At 69.7% G+C, this 19,421-nt stretch carries 24 protein-coding genes; 1 reads left to right on the top strand and 23 read right to left on the bottom strand.

The window, feature by feature from the left end; translation table 11 throughout:
- Positions 1–11: 11 nt before the first annotated feature.
- Genes ACW9J6_RS32710 through ACW9J6_RS32685 form a run of 6 tightly spaced genes read right to left on the bottom strand, consistent with a single transcriptional unit; the run spans position 12 to position 6,382 of the window.
- Positions 12–431, bottom strand: a complete 420-nt coding sequence (locus ACW9J6_RS32710; protein ID WP_457120507.1) for a hypothetical protein — start codon at positions 429–431, stop codon at positions 12–14.
- On the bottom strand, positions 431–1,138 hold the full coding sequence (locus ACW9J6_RS32705; protein ID WP_457120506.1) for a hypothetical protein: 708 nt from the start codon (positions 1,136–1,138) through the stop codon (positions 431–433). The genes ACW9J6_RS32710 and ACW9J6_RS32705 overlap by 1 nt, the downstream gene beginning before the upstream one ends.
- Positions 1,138–3,234: a hypothetical protein gene (locus tag ACW9J6_RS32700; protein WP_457120505.1), complete on the bottom strand. Its 2,097-nt coding sequence runs from the start codon at positions 3,232–3,234 to the stop codon at positions 1,138–1,140. Before ACW9J6_RS32700 ends, ACW9J6_RS32705 begins: the two co-directional genes overlap by 1 nt.
- The gene (locus ACW9J6_RS32695; protein ID WP_457120504.1) at positions 3,234–3,632 is read right to left on the bottom strand and encodes a DUF6950 family protein; all 399 of its coding nucleotides are present in this window, start codon (positions 3,630–3,632) and stop codon (positions 3,234–3,236) included. The genes ACW9J6_RS32700 and ACW9J6_RS32695 overlap by 1 nt, the downstream gene beginning before the upstream one ends.
- Positions 3,611–4,183: a hypothetical protein gene (locus tag ACW9J6_RS32690; protein ID WP_457120503.1), complete on the bottom strand. Its 573-nt coding sequence runs from the start codon at positions 4,181–4,183 to the stop codon at positions 3,611–3,613. The genes ACW9J6_RS32695 and ACW9J6_RS32690 overlap by 22 nt, the downstream gene beginning before the upstream one ends.
- Positions 4,184–4,186: 3 nt before the next feature.
- On the bottom strand, positions 4,187–6,382 hold the full coding sequence (locus ACW9J6_RS32685; protein ID WP_457120502.1) for a hypothetical protein: 2,196 nt from the start codon (positions 6,380–6,382) through the stop codon (positions 4,187–4,189).
- On the opposite strand from ACW9J6_RS32685, the gene ACW9J6_RS32680 reads away from it, so the two are divergent.
- Complete coding sequence (locus ACW9J6_RS32680) at positions 6,381–6,926, top strand: type VI secretion system-associated protein TagO (RefSeq protein ID WP_457120501.1); 546 nt, start codon at positions 6,381–6,383, stop codon at positions 6,924–6,926. The two genes, ACW9J6_RS32685 and ACW9J6_RS32680, sit on opposite strands and share 2 nt — an antisense overlap.
- Positions 6,927–6,930: 4 nt before the next feature.
- Here ACW9J6_RS32680 and ACW9J6_RS32675 read toward each other — a convergent pair whose 3' ends face one another.
- The 17 genes from ACW9J6_RS32675 to ACW9J6_RS32595 all read right to left on the bottom strand — a co-directional run bounded on the left by ACW9J6_RS32675 (position 6,931) and on the right by ACW9J6_RS32595 (position 19,152).
- Complete coding sequence (locus ACW9J6_RS32675; RefSeq protein ID WP_457120500.1) at positions 6,931–7,062, bottom strand: hypothetical protein; 132 nt, start codon at positions 7,060–7,062, stop codon at positions 6,931–6,933.
- Complete coding sequence (locus ACW9J6_RS32670; RefSeq protein ID WP_457120499.1) at positions 7,059–7,493, bottom strand: gene transfer agent family protein; 435 nt, start codon at positions 7,491–7,493, stop codon at positions 7,059–7,061. The genes ACW9J6_RS32675 and ACW9J6_RS32670 overlap by 4 nt, the downstream gene beginning before the upstream one ends.
- Entirely contained in the window at positions 7,490–7,936 is a 447-nt protein-coding gene (locus ACW9J6_RS32665; RefSeq protein WP_457120498.1) for a phage tail tube protein, read from the bottom strand. The genes ACW9J6_RS32670 and ACW9J6_RS32665 overlap by 4 nt, the downstream gene beginning before the upstream one ends.
- Positions 7,937–7,955: 19 nt before the next feature.
- Positions 7,956–8,384: a DUF3168 domain-containing protein gene (locus ACW9J6_RS32660; RefSeq protein WP_457120497.1), complete on the bottom strand. Its 429-nt coding sequence runs from the start codon at positions 8,382–8,384 to the stop codon at positions 7,956–7,958.
- On the bottom strand, positions 8,374–8,568 hold the full coding sequence (locus ACW9J6_RS32655; RefSeq protein WP_457120496.1) for a hypothetical protein: 195 nt from the start codon (positions 8,566–8,568) through the stop codon (positions 8,374–8,376). The genes ACW9J6_RS32660 and ACW9J6_RS32655 overlap by 11 nt, the downstream gene beginning before the upstream one ends.
- 1 nt (position 8,569) lies before the next feature.
- A complete protein-coding gene (locus ACW9J6_RS32650) occupies positions 8,570–9,139 on the bottom strand; it encodes an HK97 gp10 family phage protein (RefSeq protein WP_457120495.1) in 570 nt (189 codons plus the stop codon).
- Complete coding sequence (locus ACW9J6_RS32645; protein WP_457120494.1) at positions 9,139–9,468, bottom strand: phage head completion protein; 330 nt, start codon at positions 9,466–9,468, stop codon at positions 9,139–9,141. The genes ACW9J6_RS32650 and ACW9J6_RS32645 overlap by 1 nt, the downstream gene beginning before the upstream one ends.
- A 7-nt stretch (positions 9,469–9,475) precedes the next feature.
- A complete protein-coding gene (locus ACW9J6_RS32640; protein WP_457120493.1) occupies positions 9,476–10,102 on the bottom strand; it encodes a head-tail connector protein in 627 nt (208 codons plus the stop codon).
- Positions 10,103–10,270: 168 nt separating this feature from the next.
- Positions 10,271–10,765: a hypothetical protein gene (locus ACW9J6_RS32635; RefSeq protein WP_457120492.1), complete on the bottom strand. Its 495-nt coding sequence runs from the start codon at positions 10,763–10,765 to the stop codon at positions 10,271–10,273.
- Between the two features lie 77 nt (positions 10,766–10,842).
- The gene (locus ACW9J6_RS32630) at positions 10,843–12,171 is read right to left on the bottom strand and encodes a phage major capsid protein (protein ID WP_457120491.1); all 1,329 of its coding nucleotides are present in this window, start codon (positions 12,169–12,171) and stop codon (positions 10,843–10,845) included.
- 100 nt (positions 12,172–12,271) lie between these two features.
- Complete coding sequence (locus tag ACW9J6_RS32625) at positions 12,272–13,405, bottom strand: HK97 family phage prohead protease (protein ID WP_457120490.1); 1,134 nt, start codon at positions 13,403–13,405, stop codon at positions 12,272–12,274.
- 2 nt (positions 13,406–13,407) lie between these two features.
- Complete coding sequence (locus ACW9J6_RS32620) at positions 13,408–14,799, bottom strand: phage portal protein (protein ID WP_457120489.1); 1,392 nt, start codon at positions 14,797–14,799, stop codon at positions 13,408–13,410.
- 103 nt (positions 14,800–14,902) lie between these two features.
- Positions 14,903–16,654, bottom strand: a complete 1,752-nt coding sequence (locus ACW9J6_RS32615; protein ID WP_457120488.1) for a terminase large subunit — start codon at positions 16,652–16,654, stop codon at positions 14,903–14,905.
- A 16-nt stretch (positions 16,655–16,670) separates the two neighbouring features.
- Positions 16,671–17,069 (bottom strand): hypothetical protein, encoded by a 399-nt coding sequence (locus tag ACW9J6_RS32610; protein WP_457120487.1) that lies wholly within the window; start codon positions 17,067–17,069, stop codon positions 16,671–16,673.
- Positions 17,050–17,280, bottom strand: coding sequence for a hypothetical protein (locus tag ACW9J6_RS32605; RefSeq protein WP_457120486.1), 231 nt, complete (start codon positions 17,278–17,280; stop codon positions 17,050–17,052). Before ACW9J6_RS32605 ends, ACW9J6_RS32610 begins: the two co-directional genes overlap by 20 nt.
- Positions 17,281–18,080: 800 nt before the next feature.
- Complete coding sequence (gene nusG, locus ACW9J6_RS32600) at positions 18,081–18,617, bottom strand: transcription termination/antitermination protein NusG (protein ID WP_457120485.1); 537 nt, start codon at positions 18,615–18,617, stop codon at positions 18,081–18,083.
- Between the two features lie 103 nt (positions 18,618–18,720).
- Entirely contained in the window at positions 18,721–19,152 is a 432-nt protein-coding gene (locus tag ACW9J6_RS32595) for a MucR family transcriptional regulator (RefSeq protein ID WP_457120484.1), read from the bottom strand.
- Between the last annotated feature and the right edge of the window lie 269 nt (positions 19,153–19,421).

The following is a 19,421-nucleotide window of genomic DNA, read 5'->3' as shown; positions in this document are numbered from 1 at the left end:
GAGTTGCGGTGTCAGCCGATGCGGCCAGGCTGGACGACGAGGCTTCCGCGCCAGACCTCGCGGGTGGTCCAGCCGTAGGTGCTGGCCGGATCGCTCAGGACGGCGAATTGCGTCCACGTGCCGATCGGGAGGTTGGCAATCACCGTCGCCCGCGACACGTGGATCGTCATCAGGGCATCCGGCGCCGAATCGTACCGGATGCCCTCGGCGGGCGCGGCGACGTTTTGCAAATGGAGCATCGGCGCGCCGGGGAAGTCGAACGCCGGGCGCACCCACATGTCGATCGACATGCTGGAGATGTCGAAGGGCTGCCCACCGATCAGGAATTGCGGCAGCAAGTCATGCCAGTCATCATCGCGCGTGATGACGAAGTCGAGATAGAACAGCGGAGCGATGCCAGGGAAGGCGAGGCCGTAAGGACTGTCGGACATCAGGAAGCCTCGATCAGGTCCAGGGTGATCGTCCCGAACCGCGACAGCTGCAGTTCGAGCGGGCCGGTGTCGTCGCTGGCGAGCCGCATCGTGCACTGGGGCGAGACGAGGTCGACTGGCGTCCCGGCCGGCGCGGCGGCGCGCAGCCACGGCCGGAACGACACCGTCGCACCGCCGACCTCGACGATGGCATGCAGGCGACCGGCGATTCCGAACAGCATGCCGGGTTCGAGGTCGCCGAGGGTCGTCGACACGACGTCGGGGTCGCGGAACACCGTGCCGAGAGTGCGGGCCAGCGTCAGCGTGGTGGCGTTGAGGGCGGCGGCGCTCGCGACCGTCGCGGGCACCAGCGTATCGGCGATGGCGGTCGCGCCGGCGTCCGCGAACGGCGTGCCGTCGAGGCTCGGCCGGCGCAGCAGGTCCGGGGTGATCAGGCGCCCGTAGGCGTCCGTTGCCCACGGCACGCGGCTGTACTCCCAGGGGCCGACGAGCCACGTCTGCGCCCGACCATAGGCGATCACCCGGCGCGCCGCCAGGATTCGCGCCTTGGTGTGGCAGGGGATGGTGAGCGTCGCCATCCACCGCATCGAGGGCGACGCGACCAGCTGCTCGGACCCGTCCAGCGCCTGCCCGCCGGTGCGCGTGCCGCCGTGCGGCCGCCAGTTCTCGGACGACGGGATGAGCGCGGAGGGCCACGCGAGCGGCATCAGGTCACCGTGACGGGCAGCGGCCCCACCGTCGACGAGGCGTCGCCGAGGCCGCTGCGGTTGAGGGCGCGGAACCACACCTGATCGTCACCGGGCGACAGCGGCGGGGTCGGGCCGCTGTAGCTGCCGGTGATCGCTTGGTTGGCGCCGATCGCGTAGCTCGCCACCGCGGAGGCGGCGGCGAAGGTCGTGGTGGTACCGACGTAGACGACGACGGCGCCCACATTGGCGCTGTTCGGGGCCGTGAAGCCGAAGTCGATCCGGCCGCTGGCCCCGGTCGCTGTGGCGGCCGTCGGTGGGCCGGGCGGGGTCGTGTCGGCCGCGACCGTGAACGGAACCGCGGCGCTGAATGCGCTGATCGAGGTCTGGTCGGTCCAGGCGAACCGCGCCTCGTAGGCGGTGGCCTCGTTGAGCGCATCGGTGATCGGCTGGCTGCCCTGGTAACCCAGCGCGCGCCACTCCGCGTCGCCCACGACGCGGTACTCACCCACGAGGGTCAGGTCGGTGCGGCCGGCGACGGGGTCGGCGCTCCACAGGGCATAGAGCCCGGTCACCACACCGCCCGCCTCGACGCGCTGGACGGTGTAGGCGGGGTTGCTCGGCGTCGGGATCGGCGCCGGCGCGTAGGCGCCGAGCGCGAGCGGCGTCGTGCCCTCCTCGATCGCCGGCGACCAGGCATAGGCGGCGGCGGTAAACTCGTAGACGTCAACCGTGAGCTGGTCCGCGAAGCTGCCGGCGAGGCGCCCGTTCTCGACGGCGACCGTCGTGTCGATGCCGAACACCGGAATCTTCAGGTTCACCACGTCCTCGCCGAAGACCCGCAGGCCCCGGGAGTTGAGGCGCAGGCCCGTGATCTTGAAGCGCGGGGCGAGCCGATGCAGGGCGATCTTGGCAAGGCGCCGGCCCTGCGCGTGCGAGGGGCAGTTGCGAAACACCTTGTCGGTCGGCAGGACGCCGGACAGCGCCTGCGCGTCCTCGTCGTCCCAGGGCTGGCCCTCGATCTGCTGGTAGTCGTTGAGCGGGCTGGTGTACGTCCACTTGATCCGGTTGACGGTCGCGAGCGCCTTGTCCCCGACCTCGATGGCGTCCCACCCGAGGATCATGTCGGGCGTGATGGTGACCGTCGGCGGAATCCAGCGGCCGCCGCGCACCGCCACCTTGCCGTCCGCATCCTCGTAGAGACGGGCGTCGCAGGCCGCGGTGTAGCGGGCGAGCACGTCGGCCCGCTCCTCGTCGTAGTCGTAGGTGCCCCAGCACCGGTATCGCGGCTCGACGCCGCCCTGGCGCAGCGCCACCGGCTCGTCGCTGACGTCCGCGAGGTCGGCGAAGGTCGACAGCAGGACGTCCGCGATCGGGATGCCGAGGCCGGTCGGGTGGGTGATGTAGTCGAGCAAGTTCAGCGCCGCGTTGCCGGTCTGCTTCCAGGTGGCCGGGTTGTTCGGATCCTGGGTGGCGTCGCGCGGGTCGTAGACCGGCACCATGCGGGCGACGATGCGGATGGTCGGCGCGCCGCCGGGATAGATCAGGTCCCCGTGCTTGACCGCGCCGAACTTCCCGACCGTGTAGGCGATGCCGTCCAGCCGCATGGCCGCGGTCCAGGGATCCGGCGAGCCCGAGGTCAGCAGGAAGCCCGAGGCGGCCTGCGGAACGGTGCCGAGGTGCCGCTCGATCAGGGCGGTGCCGCGGAAGCGGGCATCGGGAATGACCAGGGCGTCGGCGGTCGTCGTCGGTCCGACGCCCGTCATCACGTCGTCGAACCAGACTTCCAGCACCTCCGCGATCGGGCCATCGCAGTGGAGCGTGCCGCGGACCATGACGCCGTTCACGACGTCGAAGAAGAAGATGTAGCCCCCGAGCTTGCATTGGCCGTGCCCGCGCCGGCGCGGCCCGATCGGCTGCTTGACGGTGATGTTCTCCGGGTTGCGCTTCTGCGATTGCAGCGCCTGCCCGAGCACGTTCAGCGCCGCCCCGGCCCCGATGATCGCGGTCGATCCGACGATGGTGGCGAGCGAGACGCCGGCGATGCCGACGCCGACCGCAACGCCCTCGCTGACGCCGACGGCGCCGAGGATCGCGATCCCGATGGCGACCGGCATCAGGCGACGGCCCAGGCCACGAGAACGGGCCAGTCGCCGAGCGCCAACCCGCGCTCACTCTTGACTGCCCAGCCGATGCCGACGTGCACGGCGAAGGCCGGGCCGACGATCGGGTGCTCGACGAGGCCGGCATCGCCGGCGCGCGGCGCGCCGGTCTCCGCGAAGCCGGCGGCGCCCATCAGCGTTCGCCCGGCCGCCACGAAGCCGCCGAGCCGCGCGATCGCGCGCCGAGCGCCTCGCGCCGTGCTGTAGCGACCGCGGAGCGGCGCAGCGGGATCAATGCCGGCGCGCGCCACGCACCACAGCCCCATCATGCAGCCGCAATCGGTCGCGCCCCAGGCGAAGGGCTCGGCAGCCATGCGGCGCACGAAGGCGGTCAGGTCTTGACCGGGTTCCACGCGCGGATCCTCGCCTGCATGGCCGGCATCAGGTAGAGCCCGTGGTCGCCCGGGTACCGCTGCTGCTGGTCGCTCTCCGAATAGGTCCCGAAGGGCGGCAGGCCGCGCCGCGCGAAGCGGCTGACCGCCGTCAACTCGGCCGTCCAGGCATCGACCGACACCATGCGGTGCGTCAGCCGGTCCATCGTGCCGGTGTAGAGGCGATACGAATTGCCGAGCGGCGCCAGCTGCTCGTCGAAGTATTGGAGGTAGACCCGGCACGGCTGGCCCTTCACCTCGGTCGCCGCCGACATCACGTCCTGGATGATGGCGGGATCGGTGCCCGAGAGCGTGAACGTGACCGACGGGGCGGTCCCGCCGGTCGACTGCTGGATGACGCCGATCGCGGCGAGCGCGCCGATGCCCTGCCAGACCTGCCCGCCGGCCGCGAGGTCGCCGAGGCCGCCGTGCAGCCGCTTCGAGCCCGACGCGAAGGCGAGTTCGACGAGGACGGCCCCGCGCACGGTCGCGCCCGACTGCGCGGCTATCGCAGCGGCGTCGAAGATCGCCACCGGTCAGCCCCGCCGCCGGAAGTTGGCGTTCGACTCCTGCACATAGGTGTGGGCGTTCTGGCGCAGGTTGGCGTCGTAGGCCGCGAGCGCTGTGGTGATCTGCTGCGCCACGCCCTGCTGCGCGCCTCGGGCATCGATCACGAAGCTGCGGCGGTTGTCCACGGTGCTGGCCCCGTAGCCGCCGGATCCGCGATCGATCGGAACCATCCGGCCGCTCTGGTTCGGGATGAAGAGCTCCCGGCCCACCTCGCCCACGGTGTAGGCTTGGCCCGCCTGAACGTCGCCGCCGTTCGCGCGGAAGAGGTTCGTGAAGGCGCCGAACAGTCCGCCCACCGCGTTCGTGCCGGCGCTCGCGGCGGGGGCCGTTCCGAACAGCCCGGCGAGCGGCCCGGTCCCCGTGAACACCGCGTTCAGCGCCGATCGGGCGATCTGCTTCTCCAGGTTCGACAGGATGTCGCCAAAGGACTTCCCCTCGAGGATGGCATCCGCGAGGCTGTTGGCCGCCATGTCCCCAAAGAAGCGCGTCGCCTCCGCGGCCTGCCGCAGCTGCTGCTGCGCATCGGCCGTCGCGTCCTTGTACTTCTGCATCGCCTCGGCCGCGGCCAGGACGCGGTTCTTCTCATCCACGTCGAGCGCCGGATCGGTGCGGTTGCCCTTCTTCACGTCCTCGCGGGCGGCGGCCTCGGCCTTGGCGAGCGCCACCGCCTTCTCGCGCTCGACGTTCGTCTTCCCGACGTTGTCGAGTTCCGCCTTCGCGGTGTCGCGGGCCTTCTCGAGCTGGTTGATGAGCGTCTCGACCGCGTCGAGGCTTTCGGCGCCACTGCCTCCGCCTCGGCTCGGCCGCAGCGAGGGCAGGACGTTCGAGCGATCCGAGCCCCGAGGACGGACCCGCACATTGACGGGGGCCGGCGGGCCCTGCTCATCGGGGCCGATGATGCCCGTGGCCTGACCGATCGCCTTGGCGGCCGTCACGACGTTCCCGGCGGTCAGGATCTTCCCGATGTAGGGGATCTGGTTGACCAAGTCCTTCGCGGCGCCGACCGTGTCGCGCACCGCGACGTAGAGATCGGAGGCGATCTTGACTACCCGGGCGACCACCTCCTCGACCTTCAGAAAAGCGTCGTAGGTGTCGAGCGCCGCGTTGGCGATGTCCCGCTCGATCGGCGCCAGGGCTGAGGCGAAGGTGTTGGCGATGTCCTTCAGTTTCGCATCGAGCTGGTTGCCGCGCTCGATCATGTCGGGGGTGATGATGCGCTGGCCGCCCGCCGTTTCGGACGTCGAGTCGAGCGCGCGCCGCAGTTCTCCGACGAGATCGACACCGTTGCGGAGCTGGCGCTCGAAATCCGCGCCGAAGAACTTGCCGGCGAGGTCGTAGGCCGCGAGGTTGCGGCTCTCCGTCTGAAGCTTCTCGATCAGGTTAAGGACGGCGCGAACGCGCTCTTCCTGCGAGGTCGCAGCGTCGAAGGTGGCTTTGTCGGCCGCGCTGAGGTTTCCCGCCCGGACGTTCTGTTCGAGCCGGTTGTCGATGGCGGACGTGTTCGAGCCGTCCTTGCCCTCGCCGATCTTCACCTCCGAGGCGGCGCGCGCGTTAGCGAGCGCTTGGGCGACCTGATCGACCTTCAAGCCCAGCTTTTCCGCATTGAGCGTTGCGCGCTGGAAGAAGTCCGTGCCGACGCCGGCATTCTCAGCGTCGCGGAAGATCTTGACGTAGGACTCGATGTGCTGGCGGGCCTCATCGATCGAGGCCGCGACCGAGGCGAAGACCAGCTTCGCCGCCTCGAACGCGAGGAACGCGCCGAGCAGCGTGGTCAGCGAAGGGATCTGCTGGGCGAGCGTCGCGATCGCCGTCGTGGTGCCGGCGACACCCGAGCGCACCGCCTGCTGAGCCGTGTTCGAGGATGCGGCCGCAGTCGTGAACCCGCGCACGATGCCTTCAAGCGTGGCGCCTTCGCGTGAAGCGGCGCTCACGGTCGCGCTCGAGATGTTCTTCACGTCGCTGGCGACCGCTGCCGCGGCCCGGCTGGCGTTCTGAGCGAGGCCGCTCAGCGTCTGGCCGAGCGAGTTGGTGTTCGCGGCGCCGCCGGCCATGGCCGCCCCGACCGACGCCATGTTGCCGACGACGGACGCGGCAAGGCTTGCCATCGCGCTCTGCGCGCGCGAGGTGTCGGCCTGGAACTGGAGGGTAAGCGGTTCGGCCATGAATCCCACTCAGGTGCGGCGGCGCGCGCTCGCCGGTGCGTTTGCCGGACTGATACTGGCGGGCGCGGCAGGGGCTGCGCCGAACGGCGAAACGCGCTGGATGCTTCAGCGCGAGGTCGACAAGCTCGACGGAACGGTGACGATCGGGGTTATCGAGCCGGCGATCAATACGGCGCTCGCAAAACCGCGCCGCCCGGAAATCGTTACCAAGATAGGATACCTGACCGTCGGGTGTACGGCCGGAGTCACCACGTTCACGTTCCGTGTACCGGGCGAACTCGTCGCGGGACACGCGCCAACGGTCAGTTACCGAATTGATAAACAGGATGCTGTTAAAAACAGGCGCTGGATTTCCGCAGAAGACAATACGGGAGTTGGACTGTGGAAATCCGTGGAATCAGTTCCTTTCTTGAAAAAAATTTCTGAAGGGCAGGAATTTTTTATCAGAGTGGAGGAGACCGTGTTTGGAACGACGGAAGCGACTTTCAATCTCTCAGGGCTCAAGGAGGCGCTGAGGCCGATCCGAGAGGCCTGCCACTGGTAGCGCCCTACGCCCGTCCCGCCGCCATCTCCTCGGCCAGGATCCGTGCGTACTCATCCTCGGTGACGTCCACCGCGCGTGGCGCGGCGTGCGCGGCCAGGAAGCCGTCGATCCCAGCGTGGAACGCCGGGAGGGTCATCTTGTCGATCTCCTGCGGCGTCCACCCGAGGACCGCCCCGGCTCCGTAGAAGACGGAGAGGTCGCCGGGCCGGCCTCGCTCCCCTCCGCCTCGGCTTTTCCCAGGTCGGGCAATCCGTTGACCGCGGCCGCCACGATCTGGCCGGCGAGCGGGATGAAGGTCATCAGCGGGTAAGCCGGCGGGTGGTACCGGAGGCACAGGGCCGTGGCCTCCATGGGATCCATGCCGCCGCCCTCAAGACCGAGCCGGATCGTGTCCCAGACATCGCGGCTGGTGAACTGGTGCGCCCCGATCCGCATGAAGACCGCGCCGATGCCGGAGCCGGTGAGGCGCTCCAGTTCCGCGATCTCGCCGATGCGCAGAACGAACCGCCGACGCTGCCCGGCGAAGTCGGCGTCGACGTAGCAGCGGCTGGTGTCGACCTGGCTCATGCCGCGTCGGCCCAGACCAGCACGTCGTCGCCGCGCATTTGCGCCGTGAAGTTCACCATGCCGTTGTTGTTCTTGGTGACCTCCAGGCTCTCGATGAAGATGGCCCCGGTCCAGGTCCCGCCGCCGTTGGCGGCGGTTTGGTCGACCATGAACTGGTAGCGCACCGGCGTCTCGCTCTCGGCATCCTGGCGGATGGCCGCGAACCGCTTCGCGTCTACGATTCCCGAGATGCGCGCGCTCCACGCCCGCGAGCGCAGCACGCTCTTGCGGTTGGGGATGGACAGCGGGGTGTCGCAGTCCGGCACCGTCGCGTCCTCGAACTCGTTGGTGCGCGTCACGCCGATCGTCTGCGCGATGCAGACGAAGTTGAACACCTCCGGCGTGCCGCCCGCGGAGCGGTAGGCCCGGAAGCGGTTGCCCGGGAGAAGGGTCGGCGAGGTCATCGGTGGGCGGTCCTTCTGCTCACGCCGCGCGGGCGATGGTGGTGGAGACGTCGAGGAACACAGAGCGCGGCAGCGTCGGGTCGAACACGTCGCCGCCCTGCTCGACCTGCAACGGCTGCTGGATCACGTAGGGAGATGCCAGCGTGATGGCGGGCGCGTCCTTCAGGTCGAGCGCCTGGGCGACGGCCTCGATGATCTCCCAGGCCTGCCGGCGCCCGAAGTCGATCGAGATGGCGTAGATCCGCGCCCGCACCGTCCAGACCGGGCAGCAGTCCAGGATCACGCGCCGGCGGTTCATCGGGCCCATGTAGACGTACGGCGGCAGATCCTGCGGAGCGCCCTCGGCCGGCACCTCGTCGTAGACCCGGCCGCTGATGATCCCGGCGAGCGTCGGATCGGCGACGAGGATGGCCGTGAGGGCGTCCAGCAAGGCGATCTCAGGCGTCACCGCCCCGGTCCTCGTCCTCGCCGTCCCGGGCCTCAGCCTTGTCGAGCCATTCGCCGGCCTTGACCGCCTCGATGCGCTCGGCGTGAGCCTTCGGAACCCGGCCCTCGAAGCCAGCCGCGTAGTGGACGTTTCCGGTGTCGGTCGCCCGCACCGTCACGTCGCGGCTCACTTTCACCCGTGCCATGTCACAGCCCTTCCTCTTGCGCCGCGTCGCCCGCGGCGCGATCCATGGTGCCCCTGAGCTGCGCGAGCCCCTCGCGGGCGGAGATCCAGAAATACGGCTGGCCCGGGACGTCGGTCTCGTGGTGCGGCCGCCGTCGCAGCGCGCCGTGGTCCTCGCGCGCGAAGTAATCCGTGTCGGCGTGGCCGCCCGCGTGGTGCCCGGCCTCGACCGCGAGCGCATAGTTGTAGGCGCCGCGGAGCGCGGAGGCCTCGACCGTGATGGTGCGCCCCTCCTTGCGCCAGGTGATGCCATTGAGCAGCAGGCCGGTGTCCTGCGGAACCCGGGCGCGCATCGCCTCGACCATCTCGGCGGCGGCCTGCTCGGCGGCGCGATCCGAGCGCAGCGCCAGCTTCACCGCGTACTTCGCGAGTTGCCCGGTGAGGCGCTCGACCCCGACGACGCCGGCGATGGTGTCGACGAGGTTCAGCGCGCCGAGCACGCCCGGCGCGCTCCGAAAGGCCTGCGCGGCGGGGGCGAGGCTGAGGGCCGAGTAGCCCTGGCCGATGGCGCCGAAGGTCGCGGTGATGTCCATCACTGTCCGCCGAGCCCCGAGGCGACCGCCAGCATGATCAGGCCGGTGCGGATATCCGGCACGCCGACGCCCTCGATCGCGAAATCGCGGCCCTGGATCATCACGCGATCGGCGACCGTGATGGTGCGGGTCTCGGGGCCGTTGCGCACCATGAGCGTGCCGTTCTCAATGTTCTGGACGCGGCCCGCCTCGATCGCCTCGCGCACCGACAGCGCGCGGAACGAACCCCAGGTCTTGAACGCGTCCTCGTAGGGCCCCCGGGAGGTCGTGCCGACCTGCGGGCGCCGCCGGATCGTCACGAGGCGGTCGAGGGATCCTGCGCCGGCCATGGGCGCCTCAGGAGTGGTCGAAGCTGAAGCGGTAGCGACCCGCCAGCTTCTCCACGCCGTAGTCGATCTTCCGCGACGTCTGTGTCGCCGTCCGCTCGACCAGCGACGCCTCGCGGTTCTGATACCAGTGCGCGGCCAGGAGCTTGATCGCCTCCTTGAGGGGCGAGGGCACGGCCGCGGGATCGGTGACGCCGGCCGTGAACCGGATCCGGTAGGCGCGCGGGTAGGGCTGTCCGAACGCTCGCCGGAAGACGGAGCGATCCAAGCCGACGATGCAGCCGCAGCCGTCGCTCGACGTCAGCGCGAACGCGTTCGATGGCACCGGCCGGTAGATTCCACTGCCGGCATCCCACGCATCAAGGGTCAAGCCTTCCTCGATGAGTGGCCGCACCGGCAGGATGAGCCGGCATGCGACCTCGGGCACGTACATCTCGAACTGCTCGGCGAGAAGGCAGTATCCGTTCGTCCAGCCCTCGGGTCCCGACAGGTAGTCGTAAGCCGCTTCGATCTTGTCGACGATGAACGCGTCCTCTTCATCGTGCAGGACGCGCTCCTGCTGCTTGACTTGGTCCAGCGTCACGACGGTCAGCTTCTGCTGTCGCGTCAACGGCGCGGAGATGCGGCGCAGATCCATGGCTCACTTCGTCGGATAGGGCGGCTTGGCCGCCGGGCGAACCATCTTGTCGGGATGGCGCCGGGCCACTTTCGGCGTGCGCTGCGCAGGCCTCGCAGGCATGGCCGGGACGCTCGTCTCGGCCGTGCCCGGGGCGGCCGTGCCGCCCTGCTCGTCGTCGGCCACGGGTCAGGCCGGGATGGGCCCGCCGCTCGGCGGGATGCTCGGCCCGCCGTCGCCCTGGTTCTCGGGGTTGCCGCGGTTGGCGACGCCACGCTGGAACACGGTCGCGCCGCGGCCGCGCCGCGCGAGCTCGTCCTCGATCGTCCGGTCGGCCAGTTCGACCGACGGCACGTTGGCGCCCTTGATCTGCGAGGCGATGCGCAGGCGCTGCAGGTGGTGCTGGGCGCGCCAGTCGTCGGGGATCTCGACCGACGCCTGCCGCTCCATGGCCGCCTCCTGCTTGCTCGCGCGCGGCGGGGCGGCGAGCGTCGCGAGGACGTCGGCGTCCTCCATGTCGACCGTCTCGACGCCCTCCGGGATCGCCGCGAGGACGCCGAAGCGGCCCGCGAGGATCGGCGCGACGTCGCCCGGCTTCACGCCGCCGGTGTCGCCGGGGTGATAGGGGCCCCACGGAACATCGAACGTCACCGGCACGAGGCCGGTCTCCTTGACCACCTTCATGGCTATCGTCTTTCGATCGGAGGAATCGGGTCGGTGACGGCCGGTGCAGTGCCGCGCCGGCCGTCAGGGGCGGCCGGCTACTGCCACTTCACGCCGGTGATGACCTCGACGGCCTGCAGGTAGCGCAGGTCGATGTCGTGGCGGACGATGCCGCGCACGAGCGTGAGGTCGTTCTGGAAGGCGGACACCGGCGTCGAGGCGACGACGACGGTGGCCTCCATGGACGTCGTGATGACGATCTGGGTGCCCTCGCCCACGTACACGTGGCCGAAGTCGATGAGGTAGATCTCCGACTCGTTGGTGCCGGTGCCGAGATTGTCGGGCACGTGCGTCGACACCTTCACCGGCAGGTTCATGAGCGTCGGCTCGTCGCCCTGGATGCTCGGGAAGATGAAGTTGGAGTTCGGGCCGACGAGCGCGGACAGGTACCCCGCCGTGCGCGGCGACATCACCCAGGTCGGCTTGATGGGCGGCACGAGATTCGTCCGCATCCGCGTCTTCGCGCTCGTGAGCGACGCGATGATGCCCTGGATGTCGGCCGCCAGCGTGCCGGTGAGCGCGTAGGCGGCGGTCTTCTGGCCGGACGGGATCAGGTTGAGCAGCCCGGTCGGGGCCGTGGACGAGCCGACGCCGCGCAGCATCTGCGAGTCACCGGTGTTGTTGATCTCGTAGACGAGATCGTCCGCCACCATCGTGTCGATCGCGAACGTCGAGTCCACGATGAGCTCGTTCGACACCGGGACGATGCCGGCCAGCTTCTTGAGGTTCAGCGTCACCGACTTGAAGGTGGGCTGGCTGGTCGGAATCGGCTGCGTCTCGCCGACGTAGGCCGCGGTCGCGCCCGAGGCCATGCCGGGGATCGTCAGGTTGCCGCGCGGCAGCGGGATTATGCGCGGGCCCGACGAGAGGATCACCGACTGCTGCCGCAGCAGCGGGATGAACTCGGCGGACAGCACGGTCGGGATGAGCACGCCGCCGTCCGTCGAGACGCCCTGGTTCAGGGCCTTGCGGGTCGCCGCGTCGACGTCTTTGGCGAGGTCCGGAAAGCCGGCCTCGTCGATCGCCTGCATCGTGTTGACCATGCCGCCGCTCATCTTGGAACGGGCCGCGGCCTTGATCAGGATCGAGACCTTCTCCTTCGGCGTGAGCTTGCGGGCGACCTCCGCGGGCGCCAGCGCGGTCGGATTCACGACCGGGGCGTCGGCGGGCTTGGCCGCCTTGGCGCGGGCGGCCTCGGCGCGCTCGGCGAGGTCGATCTTCCGCTCGACGTCCTCGACGTCCTTCAGGCCGGCCTCGAGGGCCGTGAGATCCTCGGGCGCGGAGCCCTCGGCGAAAGCCTTCGCGTGCAACGCGTCGAGCGCCCCGTGCTTCTCGCGCAGGGATGCCCGGAGCTGGTCGAGCGTCATGCCCGTCTCCTTCGTTCGGTGCTGTGATGGAGGCGCGTGACGCGCCGGGATGCCCCGCAGTCGCCGGGGCGCGCGATCTCGGCTCTGCGCCGGAGACTGGTCAGGCCGCCTTGCCGATCCGGCTCTTGGCCGCCGCGAACCGCTGCATCGCCTCGTGCCGGCGCTGTGCCAGCTTCAGGCCGTCATAGACCTTCTGGGCCTCGTCCAGGCGCTCGGCACGCCCCTGCGGGCCGGGCGGGTCGGCCGGCGCTGCGGGCGGCACGGGCGCCTGCGCCTTCCCCATGAGCCGGTCGAGTGCGCGGCGGATCATGGAGCGGGTCTGTCCCACGGTCGCGGCCGCGGCGTCATCCGTCTCGTCGTCCTCATCTTCGGCACCGGTGGTCGCCACCGCGTCTCCGGTCGTGCCGCTCTGCGTGATGTTGACGGTGATGTTGAGCGGGATCTCGACATCGATGCCGGTGACGGCCTCGGTCTCGCCCTCGTCGCCGTCCGGCTCGCCCATGGCGCCGGGCAGCGCCGCCGCCACCTTCTCGGCGATGCGCGTCACGAGCAGCGACCGGCGATCGCGCGTGGCCGCGGCGTGCGCGCGCTCGAACACCGTGCGCGGCACGACGAGACCGTTCTCAACGGTCCACTCGTCGAGCACCTGCTCGATGATCTCGCGCGCCAGCACGTCGCCCTTGGCGGCCGATTTCGCGAGCGCCGACGGGTTGGCGGGGATGCTGCACGGCGAGCATTCGAGGAGCTCGGCTTCCAGGATGAGGTAGCCGAGCCACGCGTAGCTGTCGGCATCCTCCGGCAGTTTCCGGCGCTGGATCGTCTTCGGCATGAAGCCGATGGAACAGGCGCGGATCGACCCGGCCGCGATGTGCGTGGCGAGCCGATCGGCCACCTCGTCGCCTTCGACGAGGGTCAGCGTCCCCTCGGTGCGCTTCGGCCGGCCGGTCAGGAGCTTCTCGACGTCCGACCACGTGCCGACCGGGAAGTCGTAGGAGGCATGGGAGAACGGAGCGACCGGGTTCTGCATGAACGAGTCGACGTCGAGGCCCGCCTGCACGACGATGTCGCGGTCGCGGTCCTCCACCTCGGCCGACATCACGAAGCGGGCGGTGCGCGCGGCCGAATTCCAGGACGACGGCGCCCGGGTCGCCTTCATCAGCGTGCCGGCGCCCTTCACGAACGCCTTGCGGGCCGACAGGAATTCGTCGACCGAGACCAGATTGTCGCCAGCCATGCTCATTCTCCGGAGACGAGGCGCAGGCCTCGTGCGGCCGCCTGATTCCCGCCGGCCTGCGCGTCGGTGCCGGTGCCGGGATCGGCCTGCCCCTCGGCCGCGTGCGACACGAGGGTGCCGGCCTGGTCGTAGAGGGCCATAGTCACCGGCACGAGGCGCACGTTCCCGCCGGCGATGGGGTTGAGCGAGAGCCGCGCCCGACCCTCGTTGACGGTCATGAGCCCGTTCTTCACGCCCATCTCGATGCGCGCGTTCATCGACACGCGATCGCCGGCGAGGATCGACTCCCGGTCGAACTCCGGCCACAGCGTATCCCATTCCTCCTCGGTCAGGAGGTCGTTCCGCAGCCGCTCTTCGATCATCCCGGCCAGCGGAACGAGACAGTCGTTCGCATACTGGTCATCTGCGTGGCTCATGTTGTCGTACTTCACGCTTTCCAGCGCGAATATCTTGTGTGGCGGGGTCATCATGAACCCGCAAACCCGCAGGATCTGCTGGTTGTACGTCTGTGTCGCCAGCGCATCGTTCGCATTGGTGCCGAGCGGCTTGGGCTCGATGCCGTTCTCGAGGAGGAGCGGATCTCCACCCGCCATCATGCGGCGGTAACGGATCGTGATCTGCTCCTTCAGCCGCCGGAACGCGGCATCGGACTGGTCGCCCGGGAAGCTCTCCTTCGTGACGAAGGCCATCGGCAACTTGCCGTCGGACGCGAACAGATGGGTCTGATAGTCGCTGATCGCCTTCAGCAGCACGAAGGTGGGGTGGCCGAGCACGCGGTTCGACAGGCCGTTCAGGCCGTCCCACATCCGGCCCCGCAAGTGGATCATGCGGCTCGCCGGCACCATCAGGAAGGGTGCGCCCAGCTGCGCCTGCTCGAACAGCGTGCCGGCGTGGACCTGATAGAACAGCTCGCCCTCCTGGGTCACCCAGGGCCGCACCCGCGCCGGCATCAGCGGCAGCAGTTCGAGCACGGTCCCGTCACGGGCGATGCGCTTGAGGATGAACGCGTTCTGCGCGAGGTCCAGGTGGAGCACCACCATGCGCCAGAACTCGCCCCAGGTGTGGACGGTGTTCGGGCGCCGCGCCAGCAGACGGGCGAGCCAGTGCTGACCTGGCGTCACGAGGCGCTTCGTCTGGCCGGCATGGCGCCAGAGGTTCAGGTCGGCCTTCGCGATGTCGCGCGCCTTGACGTCGGCGCACTGGATGGCGATCGCCAGCCCGACCGCGTCGCTGCCGCGCATGCCCGTGAAGAACGGCGAGGTGTCGAGGCCGAGCGAGAACGCAGCGTCGGCCCATCCCTCGCCGATCTCGCTCCAGCCTTCCATCGAATCGGCGCGCAAGTCCGGCGGATTCTGCACCTTGCCGGTCACGTCCAGGACGTCTCGCTCGGTCATGGCAGGCCGTACTTCCATCGGATCAGGGCGCCGCCGGCCGCCACGCCCATCGGGAAGGCGGAGAGCACTGCGGTCAGGACCAGCGCGGGCTCGCTGCCGCGCCTCACGCCGGGAAGCCCGCGAGGCCGCGTTCAAGGTATCGGGCCGGGTCGTAGCCGCGCCCCTTGGCGCCGCCACCGGTCAGCGTGCCGGCTTCGTGATCCAGGCGGATCGCATTGGCGACGATCAGGGCGTCGATGCCGTCGATGTTGGCCTTCGACCCCCGCTTCTCCTTCTTCGGCAGCACGTTGTCGTTGGCGTCCCAATGCCCGACGACGTTGCCGGCGCACCACGCCGTGATCGGGTTGGCATCGTGCTGCAGCAGGCCGGGATCCGCGACGCGGGCGACGAGGTCCTCGGTCGCGGCAGTGAGGTTGCGGGCGTTCTTCTGCACGAGGAACACGCGATGGCCGGCCGCCTCGATCTCGGAGGCCATGAGGTTGGCTTGGTAGTCGTCGAGGCCCACCCCGATGACGGTGTGGCCCTCCAGCGTGGCGAGGATCGCCCGCAGGATCACGCGGTAGTCGATGAACGACCCCGGCGTGAGCGTGAGCCACCCCTCGCGGTGCCATCCGAGGAAGGCGTCCGCAAAGCGATCGTCGCGCAGGCGCTCGCACCCCTCGCCGAGCCAGTAGCGGCCGACCGCGTAGACCCGCTCACCTGCCTTCACCACGAATTGCGCCGCGTTCAGATCGGAGCGACTCGCAAGGTCGATCCCGACGTAGAGCGGAAATCCGCGCAGCGCGTCGAGGCTGAGGTTCCGGTCGCCGCATCGCTCCCAGGCCTCGACGCTGATCAGGTTGCCGGCCGCCCGGCTCCACATGTTGAGGCGCGTGCGCAGGTACTCCTGCAGCTTCGCCTCGCTCTTGCGCCCCTCGAAGATCTCCTCCTCGATCGACGTCGGGTTGAGCGAGATGCCCCACATCGGGTTGAGCTTTTCCAGGACGCCCTGATCGAAGCGGCGGTCGCGGTCGGCCTCCGAGCCCGCGTACATCGCCGTGAACAGCCGCGGCGCCTTCAGGCGGCCCTCCAGCACCTGCCGGCAGGTCTTCCAGTCGTCGTAGGCCGCCGAGTTGGTGTCGCGGCCCGCCGTCGAGATGCCGAGGTCGAGCGGTGCGCGCCGCGAGCCCTGCGCGGTCTTGAGCACGCCGATGACGGCCTGGTCCTGCGCGTGCAACTCCTCCTGCAGCAGGACATGCGGGTTGAGGCCGTCGAGGTTCTTCGCGCGGGCATGGGCCAGCTTGATCGTGCCGCCGGTCTGCGTGAACTCGCAGGCGTCCTTGGTGTCCTCGGCGCCGGTCGCCTGCCGCAGATCCTCGTCGGCCGCCAGCGTCTGCCGGATAGCGTTGTAGGGGATGCGGGCCTGATCCTCAGACCCGGCCGAGATCACGCACTCGGCGCCGCGCTCGCCCTCGAAGTTGCAGCAGTAGAGCACGATGCCGGTCGAGAGCGTGGTCTTGGTGTTCTTGCGCGGGATCCAGATGCGCACGGTGCGCGTCCAGCGCAGGCCCGTCCGCTTCTCGCGGAAGGCGAAGATGCCGGCGAGCCACCAGCACTGCACGGGCTCCAGCACGATGGTTCCGTCGAACGCCTTGACGTGCGGCAGCTTCTCGATGAAGTCGCAGACGTCCGCGAGGTGCGCATCCGACCACGTGAACTCGGCCCGGCCCGCGAGCGCCGCCGCCCGCATGTCGAGGAAGCGGCGCGCGGCCTGGACCTCCTCCTCGCAGGCCGGCACTCGTCCGGCCTTGACCTCCTCGCAGTACCAGACCGCCATGCCCGCGTAGTCCGGGAACGCGTGACCTTGGATCTCCACGCTGCGGAAGATGCAGTCAGCGGCGGTTCGCGAAACCTGTGCGCGCGAACTTGTTGAGCGGCGCGCTCGCGGGGGCCGCGATCGGCTTGTCGATGCCATCAAGGTCGAGTTCCCTGCGCGCCCGATCCATCTGGGCGAACCACGACGCCCGCAGCGGCTTGCCTTGGTGCGTGGCGGTGATCACCGCGTCGAACTGCATCGCGTAGGCGCTGAGCGCCGAATGCCGGGCCAGCGTCAGCCGGCCGGCGTCGAACAGCACCCGGGCGAGGCGGTCGTATTCCCGGCCGGCCTCGTCGGTCGACAGCGGGAACAGGCAGGCGGGGATCTGCCGGAACGCGGGGTGAGCCAGAACGCGCTCGTCGCCTGCGCCGACCTGCGCCACCCCCGCGCTCGCCTTACGGCGCGCCGCCGCCATGCCTCACCTCGCCCCGTTCCCGCGGCCGCACCGCGGGGTCATCGCACCACGCCACGATCCGATCCATCTGCCCGGTCTGCCGGGCGTAGTTCTCCAGCCAGCGCTTCCAGGCGTGGCAGGGCGTGCACAGCGACCAGAGCCCCGCGTCGGGGCAGTGCACCGCGCCGCCATCCGAGACCGGGTGCTTGTGGTCGACGACATCCGCAAGCACGAACTGCCCGGCCTCGAGGTGTCGCGCACAGAACGGGTTGCGTCGGCGAAACGCCCGCGACCGCCGATCCCAACGTGCATCGTAGCCTTGGACGCGCGGAGGGTCGGCCCGGCGCGCCGTCACCACCCTGGTCGCAGGCCGCTCACGTCTGCGGAAGATCGCGACCATGCGCCTTTTTCTCAGATTCAGCAGCGAGAATTGAGTGGCGGCTCGCTCCCGAACGCGCAGCCGAAGTTTTTAACCAGACCCCCCTACCCCTTCATCTGGCATGTACCGCATTGATCTCAGACGAGACTTACGTTTGACTCACCGGGCGATCTTGGGGCCAGGGCCGGGGTGTCGCAGCGGGAAGCCTGTGCCGCGTACTCAGGGGGTCGATGCCGTCGAGGCCGGCCATGTCGTAGACGGTGGCCGCGCGCCACCGGGTTTCGATGGCCTCGTCGTACCGGGCAGCGCCGCTCCAGAACCCCACGTAGCCGCGGCGACGGCCCTCGCGCACCTCGACGACGAGGCGACCGAACAAGGACCGTCGCAGCCTTGCCTCACCCATCAGCTGCCACGCGGAGACCACGGGGATCAGTCGGCCTGCAGGCATCGCGTGGAGACCCTTACCTACCTGCGAGGCGTGCGGCCAAAATGTCCGAGCAAAATGTCGAGGGGTGGTCGGAGGGTCCCCTCCGGACACAAACCTAGCAAGAGGCGGGGATCACCACCGCCCGGGCCGGCAGGCGCACCCTCGATGGAGCGCAGCACACATTCCGGTCGTCCGTCGCGCATAGATTCAGGCTCCTTCCGTCGAGTCAAGCCGCATCCAACTGATCGGGTGTGAATTCAACCGGCGTGATCCGGCCGAAAATCCGCACACCAGCCCTGACGATGCCGTTGGCCAGCACCTCCTCGACCTCGGCGAAGAAGCTCATGAACGGGCCGTTGATGATCCGGCGCATCTCGCCGACCATGATCTTCGCCGCCGCGGCCTTGCGGCGGCCCTCCTCGGTCTCATCGCGGGTATGGCCCGAGAGCAGGTCGGACAGCGTCTGCAGTGCCTCAGCCGGGAAGGGCAGCGGCCGGTCGACGCCGAGCACGCCGAGCACGTGGTCTGTGTCGCGCAGTGCCCATGGCCCGCGCGTCGCCATCTGCGCGACGTCCAGGCCCGCGAAGATGTAGCCCGCGAAGATCTTCTCCTGATGGTCGCACTTGCGGCCGCGGCGGACCACCGTGACGCGCTCCATCGGCATCCACGTGTCGACACCGTCGCGGGCGAGCAATTCGCACACTCGCCGCTCCCGGGCCGGGCCCACCTGCACCACGAACCAGGTCTTGGCTTGGTCGATCATGCGATGCTCCTCGGTCAGGCGGCGCTTCCGGTTTCCACGCTTGCGGCTCATCTCGCGCCCCGATGGGTGGCAGGAGCCGGCGCCGAAGCGCCGGCCGGGTTCGTCAGGCCGCCTCGGTGCCACCGACCAGCTGCGGCCGCTTCCGGCTCGCCCCGAGCCCCGAGGCCTTGGCGAGCTCGCTGCGCTGGGCGGCGTAGGTCTCCGCGACCATCGGATAGTCCGGCGGCAGGCCCCACTTCCGCCGGTAGGCCTCCGGCGTCAGGCCACGCGAGGCCAGGTGCCGTTTCAGCGACTTGTAGGGGCGGCCATCCTCAAGGCTGACGATCGCGTCCGGGGTGACGGTCTTGCGGATCGGGACCGGCGGGACGAGCGGCTCGGCGGCCGGTGCGGGCGGCGCCGTGAGGGCTACCAGCGCGGCGTGCGTCTCGGCGATCAGCCCGGCCAAGTCGGCAGGCCGGATCGCGTTGTGCGCGACGTAGGCGGCGACCGTCTGCGCGGTCAGGGCGACGAGGTCTCGGGTCTCGGTGTCGGGCATCGGGGTGCTCCTGATGGCGGCGCTGTGGCCGGGGTTGGCCCGCGGGGCGGGGTTCGGGGTCAGGCGGCGGACGATCCGCTGCCCGGCTCGGGGACGCGATGGCGGTTCGGGCGGACAGCGGTCCGGACAAGCGGCTGTCCGCTCGCCGAAGGGACGGCGCCTCCCAGGCGTTGTCCCGTCGTATCGCCGAACGCCTCGTCTCGGATGTGCTTGACCAGTTCTACCACCCTGAACCTCCTAACTACACCCTGAACCTTACGAGGGTAGTA

Source organism: Methylobacterium sp. JK268 (genome assembly GCF_054052225.1).
The sequence above is the reverse complement of the archived record's forward strand: the minus strand, read 5'-3'. Positions and strand labels throughout refer to the sequence as shown.

What these genes read in the sequence shown, in the direction of transcription:
- ACW9J6_RS32710 (WP_457120507.1), bottom strand. Translation starts at nt 431, where the DNA reads ATGTCCGACAGTCCTTACGGCCTCGCCTTCCCTGGCATCGCTCCGCTG.
- ACW9J6_RS32705 (WP_457120506.1), bottom strand. Translation starts at nt 1,138, where the DNA reads ATGCCGCTCGCGTGGCCCTCCGCGCTCATCCCGTCGTCCGAGAACTGG.
- ACW9J6_RS32700 (WP_457120505.1), bottom strand. Translation starts at nt 3,234, where the DNA reads ATGCCGGTCGCCATCGGGATCGCGATCCTCGGCGCCGTCGGCGTCAGC.
- ACW9J6_RS32680 (WP_457120501.1), top strand. Translation starts at nt 6,381, where the DNA reads ATGAATCCCACTCAGGTGCGGCGGCGCGCGCTCGCCGGTGCGTTTGCC.
- ACW9J6_RS32685 (WP_457120502.1), bottom strand. Translation starts at nt 6,382, where the DNA reads ATGGCCGAACCGCTTACCCTCCAGTTCCAGGCCGACACCTCGCGCGCG.
- ACW9J6_RS32675 (WP_457120500.1), bottom strand. Translation starts at nt 7,062, where the DNA reads ATGACCCTCCCGGCGTTCCACGCTGGGATCGACGGCTTCCTGGCCGCG.
- ACW9J6_RS32670 (WP_457120499.1), bottom strand. Translation starts at nt 7,493, where the DNA reads ATGAGCCAGGTCGACACCAGCCGCTGCTACGTCGACGCCGACTTCGCC.
- ACW9J6_RS32665 (WP_457120498.1), bottom strand. Translation starts at nt 7,936, where the DNA reads ATGACCTCGCCGACCCTTCTCCCGGGCAACCGCTTCCGGGCCTACCGC.
- ACW9J6_RS32655 (WP_457120496.1), bottom strand. Translation starts at nt 8,568, where the DNA reads ATGGCACGGGTGAAAGTGAGCCGCGACGTGACGGTGCGGGCGACCGAC.
- ACW9J6_RS32650 (WP_457120495.1), bottom strand. Translation starts at nt 9,139, where the DNA reads ATGGACATCACCGCGACCTTCGGCGCCATCGGCCAGGGCTACTCGGCC.
- ACW9J6_RS32645 (WP_457120494.1), bottom strand. Translation starts at nt 9,468, where the DNA reads ATGGCCGGCGCAGGATCCCTCGACCGCCTCGTGACGATCCGGCGGCGC.
- ACW9J6_RS32640 (WP_457120493.1), bottom strand. Translation starts at nt 10,102, where the DNA reads ATGGATCTGCGCCGCATCTCCGCGCCGTTGACGCGACAGCAGAAGCTG.
- ACW9J6_RS32635 (WP_457120492.1), bottom strand. Translation starts at nt 10,765, where the DNA reads ATGAAGGTGGTCAAGGAGACCGGCCTCGTGCCGGTGACGTTCGATGTT.
- ACW9J6_RS32630 (WP_457120491.1), bottom strand. Translation starts at nt 12,171, where the DNA reads ATGACGCTCGACCAGCTCCGGGCATCCCTGCGCGAGAAGCACGGGGCG.
- ACW9J6_RS32625 (WP_457120490.1), bottom strand. Translation starts at nt 13,405, where the DNA reads ATGGCTGGCGACAATCTGGTCTCGGTCGACGAATTCCTGTCGGCCCGC.
- ACW9J6_RS32620 (WP_457120489.1), bottom strand. Translation starts at nt 14,799, where the DNA reads ATGACCGAGCGAGACGTCCTGGACGTGACCGGCAAGGTGCAGAATCCG.
- ACW9J6_RS32610 (WP_457120487.1), bottom strand. Translation starts at nt 17,069, where the DNA reads ATGGCGGCGGCGCGCCGTAAGGCGAGCGCGGGGGTGGCGCAGGTCGGC.
- nusG (WP_457120485.1), bottom strand. Translation starts at nt 18,617, where the DNA reads ATGATCGACCAAGCCAAGACCTGGTTCGTGGTGCAGGTGGGCCCGGCC.
- ACW9J6_RS32595 (WP_457120484.1), bottom strand. Translation starts at nt 19,152, where the DNA reads ATGCCCGACACCGAGACCCGAGACCTCGTCGCCCTGACCGCGCAGACG.